14 protein-coding genes and 1 tRNA gene are annotated in these 14242 nt (G+C 64.0%); 5 read left to right on the top strand and 10 right to left on the bottom strand.

Annotated features, from left to right (window positions below):
• The first annotated feature begins 2 nt into the window (after positions 1 to 2).
• Positions 3 to 1115 (top strand): tetratricopeptide repeat protein, encoded by a 1113-nt coding sequence (locus tag ACFLEY_RS46875; protein ID WP_060909566.1) that lies wholly within the window; start codon positions 3 to 5, stop codon positions 1113 to 1115.
• A 132-nt stretch (positions 1116 to 1247) separates the two neighbouring features.
• Here ACFLEY_RS46875 and ACFLEY_RS46870 read toward each other — a convergent pair whose 3' ends face one another.
• The 8 genes from ACFLEY_RS46870 to ACFLEY_RS46835 all read right to left on the bottom strand — a co-directional run bounded on the left by ACFLEY_RS46870 (position 1248) and on the right by ACFLEY_RS46835 (position 8674).
• Positions 1248 to 1520 carry a DUF1150 domain-containing protein gene (locus tag ACFLEY_RS46870; protein ID WP_011083553.1) on the bottom strand — a complete coding sequence of 91 codons (273 nt, stop codon included), beginning with the start codon at positions 1518 to 1520 and terminating at the stop codon, positions 1248 to 1250.
• Between the two features lie 51 nt (positions 1521 to 1571).
• Entirely contained in the window at positions 1572 to 1997 is a 426-nt protein-coding gene (locus tag ACFLEY_RS46865) for an Hsp20 family protein (RefSeq protein WP_011083554.1), read from the bottom strand.
• A gap of 298 nt (positions 1998 to 2295) precedes the next feature.
• Positions 2296 to 3381 carry a sn-glycerol-3-phosphate import ATP-binding protein UgpC gene (locus ACFLEY_RS46860; RefSeq protein WP_060909565.1) on the bottom strand — a complete coding sequence of 362 codons (1086 nt, stop codon included), beginning with the start codon at positions 3379 to 3381 and terminating at the stop codon, positions 2296 to 2298.
• A gap of 20 nt (positions 3382 to 3401) precedes the next feature.
• Positions 3402 to 4250: a sn-glycerol-3-phosphate ABC transporter permease UgpE gene (gene ugpE, locus ACFLEY_RS46855; protein WP_011083556.1), complete on the bottom strand. Its 849-nt coding sequence runs from the start codon at positions 4248 to 4250 to the stop codon at positions 3402 to 3404.
• Positions 4250 to 5131 (bottom strand): sn-glycerol-3-phosphate ABC transporter permease UgpA, encoded by an 882-nt coding sequence (gene ugpA / locus ACFLEY_RS46850; RefSeq protein WP_060909564.1) that lies wholly within the window; start codon positions 5129 to 5131, stop codon positions 4250 to 4252. Before ugpA ends, ugpE begins: the two co-directional genes overlap by 1 nt.
• Positions 5132 to 5180: 49 nt before the next feature.
• A complete protein-coding gene (gene ugpB, locus ACFLEY_RS46845; protein ID WP_060909563.1) occupies positions 5181 to 6497 on the bottom strand; it encodes a sn-glycerol-3-phosphate ABC transporter substrate-binding protein UgpB in 1317 nt (438 codons plus the stop codon).
• Positions 6498 to 6867: 370 nt separating this feature from the next.
• A complete protein-coding gene (locus ACFLEY_RS46840) occupies positions 6868 to 8070 on the bottom strand; it encodes a CaiB/BaiF CoA transferase family protein (RefSeq protein WP_396604461.1) in 1203 nt (400 codons plus the stop codon).
• Positions 8071 to 8248: 178 nt separating this feature from the next.
• Positions 8249 to 8674 carry an organic hydroperoxide resistance protein gene (locus tag ACFLEY_RS46835; RefSeq protein WP_011083560.1) on the bottom strand — a complete coding sequence of 142 codons (426 nt, stop codon included), beginning with the start codon at positions 8672 to 8674 and terminating at the stop codon, positions 8249 to 8251.
• Between the two features lie 152 nt (positions 8675 to 8826).
• Between ACFLEY_RS46835 and ACFLEY_RS46830 the strand changes: the two genes are divergently transcribed.
• Entirely contained in the window at positions 8827 to 9288 is a 462-nt protein-coding gene (locus ACFLEY_RS46830; protein ID WP_028172490.1) for a MarR family winged helix-turn-helix transcriptional regulator, read from the top strand.
• Between the two features lie 69 nt (positions 9289 to 9357).
• Here the strand turns inward: ACFLEY_RS46830 and ACFLEY_RS46825 are convergent.
• Both ACFLEY_RS46825 and ACFLEY_RS46820 read right to left on the bottom strand, forming a co-directional pair.
• Positions 9358 to 9433 (bottom strand) — tRNA-Ala (locus tag ACFLEY_RS46825).
• Positions 9434 to 9532: 99 nt separating this feature from the next.
• A complete protein-coding gene (locus ACFLEY_RS46820; protein WP_011083562.1) occupies positions 9533 to 9943 on the bottom strand; it encodes a TIGR02300 family protein in 411 nt (136 codons plus the stop codon).
• A 161-nt stretch (positions 9944 to 10104) separates the two neighbouring features.
• Between ACFLEY_RS46820 and aroA the strand changes: the two genes are divergently transcribed.
• The 3 genes from aroA to rpsA all read left to right on the top strand — a co-directional run bounded on the left by aroA (position 10105) and on the right by rpsA (position 14050).
• On the top strand, positions 10105 to 11442 hold the full coding sequence (gene aroA / locus ACFLEY_RS46815; protein ID WP_060909562.1) for a 3-phosphoshikimate 1-carboxyvinyltransferase: 1338 nt from the start codon (positions 10105 to 10107) through the stop codon (positions 11440 to 11442).
• Positions 11439 to 12077 (top strand): (d)CMP kinase, encoded by a 639-nt coding sequence (gene cmk, locus ACFLEY_RS46810; RefSeq protein WP_011083564.1) that lies wholly within the window; start codon positions 11439 to 11441, stop codon positions 12075 to 12077. Before aroA ends, cmk begins: the two co-directional genes overlap by 4 nt.
• Before the next feature lie 266 nt (positions 12078 to 12343).
• Positions 12344 to 14050, top strand: a complete 1707-nt coding sequence (gene rpsA / locus ACFLEY_RS46805; RefSeq protein WP_027546860.1) for a 30S ribosomal protein S1 — start codon at positions 12344 to 12346, stop codon at positions 14048 to 14050.
• Positions 14051 to 14242 lie beyond the last annotated feature (192 nt).

The raw sequence follows: 14242 nt of genomic DNA, 5'->3' as shown, positions 1-14242 counted from the left end.
ATATGGTTTGCGGTTCGATCGGCCGGGTCTTCGGCCTGCTTTGCTCGGTCACCATGGCCGCCACGGCCGTGGCCCATGCCGACGAGGCATCCAACGACCGCGTCATCGCGGAAAAGACCGAGATCATTGTAGCCGACCCGACCAATGCGGTCGCTTACGAGCTGCGTGGCGAAGCCTGGTACATGAAGCGGGACAAGGACCGCGCCTTCGAGGACTGCAGCGCTGCGATACGGATCGATCCGAATTTCGGGCGGGCCTATAACTGCCGCGGTCGCGCCTATTCGGCCAAAGGCGATCGCGATCGCGCTTTGGCCGACTACAACGAGGCCATTCGCCTCGATCCCGGCTACGGACCGTCTTACACATCGCGGGCGCAGGAATATTTCAACAGGCGCGACTTCGATCTCGCGATCGCCGGGTTCACCGAGGCGATCGAACGCAATCCCAAACAAGCCTATTTTGCGACTGTCATGAGAGGGGAGGCGTATGCGGCGAAGGGCGACACCGATCACGCCGTCGCCGATTACACCGAGGCCATGCAGCGGAATCCGGCGGCCGCGTGGCCCTACGAGCTGCGAAGCGCCGTCCATTTCGACAAAGGCGAGATCGACGAGGCTCTCGACGACTGCAACAGCGCGGTCCGTCTGGAGCCCGGGAGTGCCGGCGGCCATTATTGCCGGGCCGTCGTCCTCCTGAAAAAGGACGACCCCGATGGGGCCATCCGGGAGTTTGACGAAGTCACACGGATCGCTCCGGCTTTCGTGAAGGCCTATCTGGCGCGCGCCGTCGCCTGGCACAAGAAGGGCGACGACAAACATGCCATCGCCGATTTCGACGAAGCGATCAGGCTTCAGCCCGGCAATTCGACGGCCTACAACAATCGCGCCGCTGCGTTTCGCGACATGGGACAGCACGATCGCGCGCTCGCCGACTACAACGAGGCGCTTCGACTCGATCCCAAAAACCAGGATGTGCTGGCTAATCGCGGCCTGCTCTACATGATGATGTCCGACGCCAAACATGCGCGCGCGGATTTCAACAGCGTGCTCGCGCTGCCGCCGACCGATAAATGGGCCACCGACACCGCGCGCGAAGGGCTTGGCTTTCTGAAATGACGCGTGGGTAGGGCAGTAGCCTCACACTCCGTCATTGCGAGAGTGCAGGCGATCTGTCGCCCAAATAGAAACGGGCACGCCTTCGTGCGAAGGCATGCCCGCTGAAATCCTATTCGTGCGACGCGCGTGCGCTCAGTGCACGCTGACGGCTTGCAGCTCGTTGCTCCAGGCGTTGGCGACCGCGGCTTCGCGGCTGTCGGTCAGCATGATCGGCGTGCCATCGGCGGCGTGGAGCGCGAAGAGCTTCAGGCCGGGCGCAATCTTCGGAGCCTCGGGGAATAGCCCAGGCACGTCCTCGGAGCGGATCTGCTTCACATAGGCGATATGGCCTTCGCCGAGGGTTGCCAGCGTCTCCGGAGAGACGTTCTTGGCTTCGTATTCGAACGCAACGTGACCTTCACTCATGGTCTCGACTCCTTCACAGAAACTAAGCGGTCGAGTCCGCTACTCGTTCCATTATTCGTGCTCATTGATAGCGATTGTCTTAACGATCCTCTCCGGTTCAGGCCGGGCCAGGTCGATCGACAACAACCCGTTCTTCAGATCCGCACCCAGCACCAGCATCCCCTCCGCCAGCACGAAGGTGCGCTGGAAGTGGCGCGCGGCGATGCCGCGATGGATGTATTGCCGGGTCTTGTCGTCCTGCTGCCGCCCGCGGATCACGAGCTGGTTTTCCTCAATGGTTACATCGAGTTGGTCGCGCGTGAATCCGGCGACCGCCAGCGTGATGCGCAAACGCTCGGGCTGGCCGTCCGACCGGTCGCACCTCTCGATATTGTAGGGAGGGTAACCGTCGGCGCCTTTGACGACCCGATCGAGCACGCGCTCGATCTCGTCGAAGCCCAGAAGGAACGGACTGGATAACGTGGGAACACGAGACATAGTTTACAAAGTCCTCTCGAAGCGACTTTGGCATTTCAGGGCCCGGAAGCGGCGCCCCTTGGTCAGCAATATGGGCATATCCCCGTGGTGGTTCAAGGACGTAGCGCTGGGCTGTGGATTCATTGCTTCCAGCGGCGCCTGGCCCAACATCGCATAGATGCTCCAGGATCATCGTAGCCAGGAGCAGCCCCGGGTCATGACGAATCTGACCGACGATTTATCCCAATGAAAACAGGCCCCTTCTACTGTGCATGGGGTTGTTTTCGCGGTTTTTGATCGAGCGGCCCCGCGGAACCGCTCAGGCCTCCAGCCGCGTCCGCCCGTCGTCGCTGAAAAGGTGCAGCTTCGGCCGTATCGCGGCGACCCGGATTCTTGCCCCGATCGCTGGCGCCTCGGTGCCGGGGATGCGGACGATGACCTCGCCGGGCGGCAGCTCGCCGGGCGTGGCGGCGACGCGCTGGTCTTCCTGCTCGCGGGAACCGTAGACGAAGGTCTCGGCGCCGACGCGCTCGATCGCTTCCACGGTGAGCGGCAGGGCGACGCCGCCGGCCGGGGTCTGGTCGGTGATGACGAAATCTTCCGGGCGGATGCCGAGGACGCCGGCCTCAGCCGCACTGCCACCGAGCTGCGATTTGATTTCGTCGGAGCGCGTCGACATCAGATTCATCGGCGGTGCCCCGATGAAGGCGGCGACGAAGGTCGTGGCCGGCTTCTCGTAGATCGCCAAGGGATTGCCGACCTGCTCGACCTGTCCGCCGTTCATCACGACGAGAACGTCGGCGAGCGTCATCGCCTCGAGCTGGTCGTGGGTGACGTAGATCGAGGTCGTGTTGAGCCGGCGCTGCAATTTGCGGATCTCGACGCGCATCGCGATGCGCAGCTTGGCATCGAGGTTCGACAGCGGCTCGTCGAACAAAAACACCTTCGGCTGGCGCACGATGGCGCGACCCATCGCGACGCGCTGGCGCTGGCCGCCGGAGAGCTGGCGCGGCTTGCGCTCCAGCATCGATGTGAGCTCGAGCACGCGCGCGGCTTCCTCGACGCGGGTCTTGATCTCGGCTTCCGCCATGCCGCGGTTGCGCAGGCCGTAAGCCATGTTGTTGTAGACGCTCATATGCGGATAGAGCGCGTAGTTCTGGAACACCATCGCGATGTCGCGATCGGCGGGCTCGATCTGGTTGACGACGCGGCCGCCGATGTCGATCTCGCCGCCGGTGACGGTCTCGAGCCCCGCAACCATGCGCAGCAGCGTGGACTTGCCGCAGCCGGAGGGGCCGACCAGCACGCAGAACTGCCCGTCGGCGACATCGACGTTGACGCCTTTGATGGCCTCGAAGCCGCCGGTGTAGGTCTTGCGGACATTGCGCAGGGTGACGTTAGCCATGAAAACTCACTTCCAAGAACCTACTTTTCCGTCTCGACCAGGCCGCGCACGAACAGTCTCTGCATGGCGACGACGACGAACACCGGCGGCAGCATGGCCAGCACGGCGGTCGCCATCACGATCGGCCATTCGGTCAGCGCGTCGGTGGTGGTGATCATCTTGCGGATGCCGACCTGGATGGTCTGCATGTCGTCGCGGGTGGTGATGAGCAGCGGCCAGAGATATTGATTCCAGCCGAGGATGAACAGGATCACGAACAGCGCCGCCATGTTGGTGCGCGACAGCGGCAGCAGCGTGTCCCAGAAGAAGCGCAAGGGACCGGCGCCGTCGATGCGCGAGGCCTCCAGCAATTCGTCCGGCACGGTCATGAAGAACTGGCGGAACAGCAGCGTCGCGGTGGCGGACGCGATTAGCGGCAGCGACAGGCCCGCATAGCTGTCGAGCATGTGCAAATCGGCAACGATCTTGTAGGTCGGATAGATGCGGACCTCGACCGGCAGCATCAGGGTGATGAAGATGATCCAGAAGATCGGCATCCGGAACGGAAAGCGGAAATACACGATCGCATAGGCCGAGATGATCGAGATCGCGATCTTGCCGATCGCGATCGCCAGCGCCATCACCAGCGAATTGAGCATCATGTTGCCGACGGGCTCGCGGGTCGAGCCGCTCGTGCCGACGAAGATGGTCTGGTAGTAGACCTCGAAGAAGTGCCCGCCCGGCAGCAGCGACATCTGCCCGTTCGCGATCAGTGCGTTGTCTTGGGTCGAGGCGACGATCGCGATGTAGACCGGGAATGCGACGATCGCGATCCCGATCCAGAGAATGAAATGGGCGACGTAGCGCCTGATGCCCTCGTCCTCGACCATCAGTAGGTCACCTTGCGTTCGACGAAGCGGAACTGGATTCCCGTCAGCACGATGACCATGACCATCAGGATCACCGATTGCGCCGCCGAGCTGCCGAGATTGCCGCCGAGCAGGCCGTCGGAATAGACCTTGTAGACCAGCGTGACCGTCGATGTTCCGGGCCCGCCGCGGGTCATGGTGTCGATGATGCCGAAGGTGTCGAAGAAGGCGTAGACGATGTTGACGACCAGCAGGAAGAAGATCGTGGGCGACAGCAGCGGGAAGGTCACGGTCCAGAACCGCCGCATCGGCCGCGCGCCGTCAATCGCGGCGGCCTCGAACACGCTTTTCGGGATGGCTTGCAGGCCGGCGAGGAAGAACAGGAAATTATAGGAGATCTGCTTCCAGGCGGCGGCGAGGATGATCAGCGCTGCGGCCTGGTTGCCGTCGAGCAGCGGATTCCAGTCGACGCCCAGGCCGCGCAGATAGCGCGACAGCACGCCGAGCGAGGGATGCAGCATGAAGATCCAAAGCACGCCGACCACGGGCGGCGCGACCGCATAGGGCCAGATCAGGAGCGTGCGGTAGAGCATCGAGCCGCCCAGCGGCTTGTCGGCCATCACGGCGAGCAGCAGCGCAAAGGACAGCGACGAGACGGCGATCGCGAACGAGAAGAAGAACGTCCGGACGATCGCCTCGAAATAGGCGGGATCCCTGAACAGCTCGATGTAATTGTCGAACCAGACAAAGGTGCTCGACAGGCCAAAGGCATCCTGGAGCAGGAAGGACTGGATCACCGCCTGCAGGGCCGGCCAGTAGAAGAAAATCAGGACGATCGCGAGCTGCGGCGCAACCAGCGCGTAAGGCAATAGCTTTGATTGGAAAATGGCTTGCTTTTGCATGATGTCAGCAGAAGCGGCAGGCCGGGTCGCGGCCTGCCGCTTCGATGCCTCACTTCACAGCGGTCTTTTCGAACTGCCGCAGCATCGTGTTGCCGCGTTCGACAGCGGCGTCGAGCGCCTGCTTGGCGGTCTTCTTGCCGGCCAGCGCCTGCTCGATCTCTTCCGACCAGACGTCACGCAGCTGCACCATGTTGCCGAGGCGCAGACCGCGCGAGTTCTCGGTCGGCTCCTTGTTGGTCAGCTCGAGCAGCGGGGTCTCGAGATAGGGCTGGTCCTTGTAGAAGCCCTCGGCCTTGGCCTTCTCATAGGCCGCCTTGGTGATCGGCAGATAGCCGGAGGCCTTGTGGATGTAGACCTGGCGATCGGTGTCGGAGAGGAACGTCAGGAATTTTGCGACGCCCTTGTATTCCTCGGTCGACTTGCCGCCCATGACCCAGAGCGAAGCGCCGCCGATGATCGAGTTCTGCGGCGCGCCCTTGACGTCGGGATAATAGGGCATCGGCACGGCGTTGAAGTTGAACTTGGCCTGTGCCTTGACGTTGCCGAAGAAGGCCGACGACGTCAGGTAGATCGCGCACTCACCCGAGGTGAAGCGGCCTTCGCCGGTGTTGGTGCGGCCGGCGTAGTCGTAGGTCTTGTCCTTCTGAAGTTCGACCAGCTTCTCGAGATGCTTGACCTGGAGCGGGCCGTTGAACTCGAGCTTGGTGTCGAAGCCGTCGAGGCCGTTCGCCTTGGTCGAGAGCGGCACGTTGTGCCAGGCGGAGAGCTGCTCGAGGTTGACCCAGGTGATCCATGAGCCGGAGAAGCCGCAGGTCGGATGACCGTTGTCGTGCAGCTTCTTGGCGACCTCGAACACTTCGGGCCAGGTCTTCGGGATCTCGGCGTTGACCTTCTTGAACTCGTCGAGGTTGACCCACATCACGGTCGAGGACGAGTTGAAGGGGAACGACAGCATCTCGCCCTTCGACGTGGAGTAGTAGCCGGTGATGGCGGGCAGATAGATCTTGGGATCGAACTTCTCGCCGGCGTCGGCCATCAGCTTGTAGACGGGCTTCACGGCGCCGGTCGCGGCCATCATGGTCGCGGTGCCGACTTCGAACACCTGCATGATGTGCGGCGCGTTGCCGGCACGGAACGCGGCGATGCCCGCGTTCATCGTGTCGGGATAGTTGCCCTTGTAGGTCGGGATGACCTTGTAGTCGCTCTGCGACGCGTTGAAGTCGGTGGCAAGCTTGACGATGACGTCGTTGTTGGCGCCGGTCATCGCGTGCCACCACTGGATTTCGGTCACGGCCAGGGCCGGCGAGGCCGACATGCCGACCGTGATTGCAAATGCGGCAGCCGCCCCAAAGTGTCGAAGTGCCATCAAGAAAACCTCCCTTGGCCGTCAATAAAGAAGCGCTTGCGCTAGCAGCGCCATATGACGTTCACATGACTGTGTAAGCGGCCGAAACGAAAGCGGCAAGCGCTGGAAAAGGGAAGTCGTCAAATAGGCGAATGCGACGCGGACAGCGTCGTCCGTTCGCGCTGCACACGCGTGGGTCGCGCCGCAGTGCGGCATTGCTCGTGTGAGGTCGACGATCAGGCCGCGGGCTCCAAAACCTCTCCCGCTTGCGGGAGAGGTCGCGCCGAAGGCGCGGGTGAGGGCTCTCTCCTCTGGGGGATTGTCCCATTGCAGAGACACCCTCTCCCCAACCCTCTCCCGCAGGCGGGAGAGGGAGCGCAGCATCGTTGCCCTAGCGCTTGCGCTCGGGGCCGCAGACCGTGCCCTTCTCGACCATCGCGTCGATCTCGGCCTTGGAATATCCGAACTCGCCCAGCACCTCCGCCGAGTGCTGGCTGAATTTCGGCGGCAGCCGGCGCAGGCTCGGCTTGCTGCGATCGAGCCGGATCGGCGAGGCGACGCCCTTGTACCAGTCCTTCTCGATAATATCGCCGCGGTAGATCGTGTGCGGGTTCGTCAACGCCTGGTCGATCTTCTGCACCGGACCTGCGGGGAGGCCCGCCGCGAGCAGGCGATTGCAGAGCGGCTCGGCCTCGTGCTGGCTGAACACCGCGGCAAGCTCGGCGCGCAGCGCCTCGCGATTGGCGATGCGGTCCTTGTTGCGGGCAAAGCGCGGATCGGTGCCGAGCTCGGGCTTGCCGATCTCCTTGGCGAGCTTGCGGAAGGTGCCGTCATTGCCGACGCCGATGAAGATGTTGTCGGTCTTCGTCGGGAAGATCGCATAAGGCACGAGATTCGGATGCTCGTTGCCGGTGAGGCCCGGCGGCTTGCCATGCATGAAATAGTTCGCGGTGTGCGGATGCATGATGGCAAGGCCGGTCTCGTACAGCGTGGTCTCCAGGAACTGGCCCTTGCCCGAGCGCTGCCGCTCCGACAGCGCCATCAGGATGCCGATCGCTGCATAGAGCCCGGTGGTGATGTCGACCAGCGGCACGCCGATCCGCATCGGCCCGCTCTCGGGCGAACCGGTCGCCGCGATCATGCCGGTCATGGCCTGGATGATGGCGTCATAGCCGGGATTGCCGCCGCGCGGGCCGTCGGCGCCGAAGCCGCAGATCCGGCAATGCACGAGGCGCGGGAATTTCTCGCGCAGCACCTCGTTGCCGATGCCCCATTTCTCCAGCGTGCCCGGCTCGAAATTCTCGATCAGGACGTCGGCCGTCTCCAGCATCTTGAGCAGCACGACGCGGCCGCCCTCGGAGGCGAGGTCGAGGCCGATCGAGCGCTTGTTGCGGTTGATGCCGATGAAATAGGCCGCGTCCTCGTCGTGGAAGGGAGGACCCCAGTCGCGCACCTCGTCGCCGGCGGGCGGCTCGACCTTGATCACGTCGGCACCATGGTCGGCGAGGATCTGGGTGCAGTAGGGACCGCCGAGCACGCGCGTGAGATCGATGACGCGCAGTCCGCTCATTGCACCCATAACGGCTTCAGTCATGCCTTCGCTTCCCCTGTGTCGATCGTTGGATCACAGGCCTAGCGAGGTTTATTTGCGCCAGCAATGGCGCCGGGCGTGGAGCCGTATGCGCCGCGGCGCGGCCATCCCGCGAGGTGGCAAATTCAAACGGAAGCGGCCGGCCCGAGGGGGATCCCGGGCCAGCCAATCCGCCGTTTGATCAGACGACCGTCAGGCGAACGTCGACATTGCCGCGCGTGGCATTGGAATAGGGGCACACCTGGTGCGCCTTCGCGACCAGCGCCTCGGCTTCGGCACGGGCGAGGCCCGGCAGCGAGACGGCGAGGTCGATGTCGAGGCCGAAGCCGCCTTCGGAGCGCGGGCCGATCCCGACGGTCGAGGTGACGGCGGCGTCGGCGGGAACCTTGGGGCCGCCCTGCGAGGCCACGAACTTCATCGCGCCGATGAAGCAGGCGGCGTAGCCGGCCGCAAACAGCTGCTCGGGATTGTTGCCGGCGCCGCCGCCGCCGCCGAGCTCCTTCGGCGTGGTGAGCTTGACGTCGAGCGCGCCGTCGAGGGTCGCAGCATGGCCGTCGCGGCCGCCGGTGGCTTTTGCACTGGTCTTGTAAAGGACGTTCACGGACATTTTCGTCTCCCTGGGTTTCGGTGGGGTGCGATGTCTATCGCAGACAATTAGATTGTGCGCAATTGAAATTGCGACGTCTCACATTTAATTGTTCGCAATTGAATGTACGGCGGCGCGGCCCCACAATGCGGACAAACCTCGTGAGATTCTCCATGGCTCGGAAACTATCGGCAGCGGACGCGCCGCTGCGGCTCGACAACCAGATCTGCTTCGCGGTCTATTCGGCCGCGCACGCTTTCAATCGCGTCTACAAGCCGCTGCTCGACCGCCTCGGCCTGACCTATCCGCAATATCTGGTGATGCTGGTGCTGTGGGAGCGCGACGACGTGCCGGTCAAGGACATCGGGGAGAGGCTGTTTCTGGATTCGGGCACGCTGACGCCGCTGCTGAAGCGCCTCGAGGCCGCCCACCTCGTCAAGCGCACCCGCTCGAGCGAGGACGAGCGCCAGGTGCTGATCGCGCTGACGCCGCAGGGCCACGCGCTGAAAGACAAGGCGCGCGCCGTGCCGCAGTCGATCCTGGCGGCGTCGGACTGCTCGGTGTCGGAGCTGGTCGCGATGAAAGACGAGATCGTCGCGCTGCGCGACCGGCTCAATGCGGTGATCGGGGAGTAGTTGAGATTTAATTCAAAGCCCGCCTTCGCCCTGCGGGCTTCGGCGCGGCAGCCTTCGCTTCGCGAAGGCTGGTGGAGCCAGGCGGGATCGAACCGCCGACCTCTTGCATGCCATGCAAGCGCTCTCCCAGCTGAGCTATGGCCCCTTAAGTCTTCCAGTGAGGAGGATCCTGGGGGATCCGTCCCGGCCGGCGAGCCCTAGGCGACTCGCGCGGTGCACCCTTTTTCACAGATCAGGGCTGATCTCAAGTCTCTTCATCGCCCCCGACATCACCAATGATGTCGGTAACGTCCTCATCGCCCTCTTCTTCGTCGGCGATGAAGGTCGAATCATCGTCATCGTCGTCGTCGAGGGTCTCGTCGACCTCGATATCGTCCTCCGATTCGGGCACGACGGCCTTGACCTTGCCGGTGTTCTCCTCGGCATCGGCCTCCTCGAGGGAGACCAATTCCTCGGCCTCCGCCGGCTCCGGCGTGGTGTCCGCGGCCGCTGCGTGGCGAGCTTCGGCGCCGCGAGTCGTGCGCGCAGGCGCCACGGGCGCGATCGGGACCACTTCGCCGGTATAGGGCGAGATCACCGGATTCTTGTTGAGGTCATAGAACTTCTTGCCCGTGGTCGGGCAAATACGTTTGGTTCCGAGTTCGGACTTGGCCACGGCAGAGGAATCCTGGGAATGTCTGAAAAGCGGTGTTTCACTTGGCTAGTTGGCGGCCCGCTGTCAATAGCGCATTACGGGAGAAAGACATGCCGGTGACGGGGCGCGGACCATGTGGTACCTGCGCCCCAGCTCTCCGGAGCACATCCAAGGACACAATCTTGACCCATTCCGACCAACCGAGGCCGCTTCAGTCGCGCGCAAACGGTCCCCTGACCGGGAAAGTACGGGTGCCCGGGGACAAGTCGATCTCCCACCGCGCCCTCATCCTGGGCGCGCTCGCGGTCGGCGAGACCCGGATTTCGGGCCTGCTGGAGGGCGAGGACGTCCTCAACACCGCCAAATCCATGCAGGCACTGGGTGCCAGCGTCGAGCGCACCGGCGATTTCGCCTGGAAGGTACAGGGCGTAGGCGTCGCAGGCTTCGCCCAGCCCAAGGCGGCGCTGGATTTCGGCAATTCCGGCACCGGCTGCCGGCTGGTCATGGGCGCCGTCGCCGGCTGCCCGATCTCGGCGGTCTTCGACGGCGACGCCTCGCTGCGCAGCCGTCCCATGCGCCGGATCCTGGACCCGCTCGAGAAGATGGGCTCCATGGTCGTCTCCGGCGGCGAGGGCGGCCGCCTGCCGCTGACCCTCCAGGGCGCGCGCGATCCGCTGCCGATCACCTACAAGACTCCGGTCGCCTCGGCTCAGATCAAATCCGCCGTGCTGCTCGCGGGCCTCGCCGCCCCGGGCGCCACCACGGTCATCGAGAGCGAGGCCAGTCGCGACCACACCGAGCTGATGCTGAAGCACTTCGGCGCCGACATCACCTCCACCAAGGAGGGCCAGCACGGCCGCCGCATCACGCTCAAAGGCCAGCCCGAGCTGCATGGCGCCAACGTCGTGGTGCCCGCCGATCCCTCCTCGGCGGCCTTCCCGGTCGTTGCGGCGCTGATCGCCGAGGGCTCCGATGTCGTGCTGTCGGATGTCATGACCAATCCGCTGCGCACCGGCCTGTTCACCACGCTGCGCGAAATGGGCGCTTCGATCGAGGAGAGCGAAGTGCGCGGCGATGCCGGTGAGCCGATGGCGCAGCTGCGCGTGCGCGCGTCGAAGCTGCGCGGCGTCGAGGTGCCGCCGGAGCGCGCGCCGTCGATGATCGACGAATATCTCGTGCTGGCGGTGGCGGCCTCCTTCGCCGAAGGCACGACCATCATGCGCGGCCTGCAGGAGCTGCGCGTCAAGGAATCCGATCGCCTGGAGGCCACCGCCGAGATGCTGCGCGTCAACGGCGTCAAGGTCGAGGTCTCCGGCGACGATCTGGTCGTCCAGGGCCGCGGTCACGTTCCCGGTGGTGGCACCGTCGCCACCCACATGGACCATCGCATCGCGATGTCCGCGCTGGTGATGGGCTGCGCCTCCGACCAGCCCGTGACCGTCGACGACACCGCCTTCATCGCCACCAGTTTCCCGGATTTCATTCCGATGATGCGTTCGCTTGGGGCCGAGTTTTCATGATTATCGCCATCGACGGGCCCGCGGCCTCGGGCAAGGGGACGCTCGGCAAGCGTCTCGCTCATCATTACGGTTATCGTCATCTTGATACCGGCGTGATCTATCGCGCGGTCGCCTATGCCCTGATGCAATCGGGCCACGATCTCCGCGACGAGGCGGCCGCGGTTGCGGCGGCGCTGGAATTGGATCCGGAAAAGTTCGGCGATCCCGCCCTGAAGACCCAGAAGGTCGGAGAGGGCGCCTCGATCGTCTCGGCGATCCCAAGGGTTCGCGAGGTCCTGGTCAATTTCCAGCGGCAATTCGCCGCCGATCCGCCGGGAGCGGTGCTGGACGGCCGGGACATTGGAACCGTGATCTGCCCCCATGCCGACGTGAAGATCTTTGTCGTGGCGGACCCCAAGGTCCGCGCCCGCCGCCGCACCATGGAGGCCAAGGCGCGGGGCGAGGCGGCGGACGAGGCGGCCGTGCTCGCCGACATCATCCAGCGCGACGAACGCGACAAGAACCGGCCGATTGCGCCGCTGAAACCCGCACCCGATGCTTACTTGCTAGATAACTCCCAACTGGATATAGAAGGCGGCGTCCGGGCCGCCATCGACATTATCGAGGCCGTCCGAGCGGGCCGGTCGCGGGGTTAAGCCGCAGCCGTCATTGGAGGAAGCGCCCGCTCCCGCTCTTTGAGGTCGATACCCCGGTCCGCCTGTTTCGGGACCGGTGCGATCGAGGCTCCGGACAAAGATTTCCACGTATCGAACGCGCGGGCCTCAGCCGGCCCGCTTCCGCCGTTCCGGTGCCAGCCGGGGCAGCAAGCGGTCGCTCGAAGGTCTTGCGGACCTTCCGACACTGCGCGTGCGATGCGCCCATGAACCCAACGGCCGGCAAGACATCCGCAACTGGAGAACAAATGGCTTCGACTTCTGCTGATACCTATAGCCCCTCGCGTGACGATTTCGCCGCGATGCTCGACGAGTCCTTCGCAGGTGGCAACCTGCAGGAAAGCTCCGTCGTCAAGGGCAAGGTGGTTGCAATTGAAAAGGACATGGCCGTCATCGACGTCGGCCTGAAGACCGAGGGCCGCGTCGCCCTGCGCGAATTTTCCGGCCCCGGCCGTGACAGCGAGATCAAGGTCGGCGACGAGGTGGAAGTGTTCCTCGATCGCATCGAGAACGCCCTCGGCGAAGCCGTGCTGTCGCGCGACAAGGCGCGCCGCGAAGAGAGCTGGGGCAAGCTCGAGAAGGCGTTCCAGAACAACGAGAAGGTCAACGGCGTCATCTTCAACCAGGTCAAGGGCGGCTTCACCGTCGACCTCGACGGTGCCGTGGCCTTCCTGCCGCGCTCGCAGGTCGACATCCGTCCGATCCGCGACGTTGCGCCGCTGATGAACAACTCGCAGCCGTTCCAGATCCTCAAAATGGACCGCCGCCGCGGCAATATCGTCGTCTCCCGCCGCACGGTGCTGGAAGAGACCCGCGCCGAGCAGCGCCAGGAGCTGGTGCAGAACCTCGAAGAGGGTCAGGTCATCGACGGCGTGGTCAAGAACATCACCGACTACGGTGCGTTCGTTGATCTCGGCGGCATCGACGGCCTGCTGCACGTCACCGACATCGCGTGGCGCCGCGTCAACCACCCGACCGAGGTGCTCTCGATCGGCCAGACCGTGAAGGTCAAGATCATCAAGATCAACCACGAGACGCACCGCATCTCGCTGGGCATGAAGCAGCTGCTGGACGATCCGTGGCAGGGCATCGAAGCCAAGTACCCGCTGGGTGCCCGCTTCACCGGCCGCGTCACCAACATCACCGACTACGGTGCGTTCGTCGAGCTCGAGCCGGGCATCGAAGGCCTGATCCACGTCTCCGAGATGTCGTGGACCAAGAAGAACATGCACCCCGGCAAGATCGTCTCGACCTCGCAGGAAGTCGAAGTGCAGGTGCTCGAAGTCGATTCCGTCAAGCGCCGCATCTCGCTCGGCCTCAAGCAGACCATGCGCAACCCCTGGGAGGTCTTCGTCGAAGGTCACCCGACCGGTTCGGTGGTCGAGGGCGAGGTCAAGAACAAGACCGAGTTCGGTCTGTTCCTGGGTCTCGAGGGCGACGTCGACGGCATGGTCCACCTCTCCGACCTCGACTGGAAGCTTCCGGGCGAGCAGGTGATCGACAACTACAAGAAGGGCGACATGGTGAAGGCCGTGGTGCTCGATGTGGACGTCGAGAAGGAGCGTATCTCGCTCGGCATCAAGCAGCTCGAAGGCGACCCCTTCGCCGAGCCGGGCGATGTCAAGAAGGGCGCGGTCGTGACCTGCGAAGTGCTCGAAGTGAAGGAGAGCGGTATCGAGGTGAAGATCGCCGGTACCGACTTCACCACCTTCATCAAGCGCTCGGAGCTCGCGCGTGACCGCAACGACCAGCGCGCCGAACGCTTTGCCGTCGGCGAGAAGGTCGATGCCCGCGTGATCCAGTTCGACAAGAAGGCCCGCAAGGTCCAGGTGTCGATCAAGGCGCTCGAAGTCGCCGAAGAGAAGGAAGCCATCGCGCAGTACGGCTCCTCCGATTCGGGTGCGACGCTCGGCGACATCCTCGGCACCGCGCTCAAGAACCGCGACAGCAAGTAAGCGAAACGTTCGTTTCGCTGACATCAAAGCCCCGGCGTGAGCCGGGGCTTTTTTGTTGCTCCATACTCAACTGTCGTCCCGGACAAGCGCGCTCAAAGCGCGCGTAGATCCGGGACCCATCACCACAAGGAGCGGTCTGGCGCGAGCTGGTAACTCCAAGTCTTCGCCAAACTCAATTCTGTGGGTATGGAT

The sequence above is a fragment of the Bradyrhizobium sp. YCK136 genome (genome assembly GCF_044570075.1).
Lineage (GTDB): Bacteria > Pseudomonadota > Alphaproteobacteria > Rhizobiales > Xanthobacteraceae > Bradyrhizobium > Bradyrhizobium diazoefficiens.
Note: the sequence above shows the minus strand (reverse complement) of the source record. Positions and strands in the feature narration are given on the sequence as shown.

Coding starts and splice junctions, on each gene's coding strand:
- ACFLEY_RS46875 (WP_060909566.1), top strand. CDS start 3: ATGGTTTGCGGTTCGATCGGCCGGGTCTTCGGCCTGCTTTGCTCGGTC.
- ACFLEY_RS46870 (WP_011083553.1), bottom strand. CDS start 1,520: ATGAGTGAAGGTCACGTTGCGTTCGAATACGAAGCCAAGAACGTCTCT.
- ACFLEY_RS46865 (WP_011083554.1), bottom strand. CDS start 1,997: ATGTCTCGTGTTCCCACGTTATCCAGTCCGTTCCTTCTGGGCTTCGAC.
- ACFLEY_RS46860 (WP_060909565.1), bottom strand. CDS start 3,381: ATGGCTAACGTCACCCTGCGCAATGTCCGCAAGACCTACACCGGCGGC.
- ugpE (WP_011083556.1), bottom strand. CDS start 4,250: ATGGTCGAGGACGAGGGCATCAGGCGCTACGTCGCCCATTTCATTCTC.
- ugpA (WP_060909564.1), bottom strand. CDS start 5,131: ATGCAAAAGCAAGCCATTTTCCAATCAAAGCTATTGCCTTACGCGCTG.
- ugpB (WP_060909563.1), bottom strand. CDS start 6,497: ATGGCACTTCGACACTTTGGGGCGGCTGCCGCATTTGCAATCACGGTC.
- ACFLEY_RS46840 (WP_396604461.1), bottom strand. CDS start 8,070: ATGACTGAAGCCGTTATGGGTGCAATGAGCGGACTGCGCGTCATCGAT.
- ACFLEY_RS46835 (WP_011083560.1), bottom strand. CDS start 8,674: ATGTCCGTGAACGTCCTTTACAAGACCAGTGCAAAAGCCACCGGCGGC.
- ACFLEY_RS46830 (WP_028172490.1), top strand. CDS start 8,827: ATGGCTCGGAAACTATCGGCAGCGGACGCGCCGCTGCGGCTCGACAAC.
- cmk (WP_011083564.1), top strand. CDS start 11,439: ATGATTATCGCCATCGACGGGCCCGCGGCCTCGGGCAAGGGGACGCTC.
- rpsA (WP_027546860.1), top strand. CDS start 12,344: ATGGCTTCGACTTCTGCTGATACCTATAGCCCCTCGCGTGACGATTTC.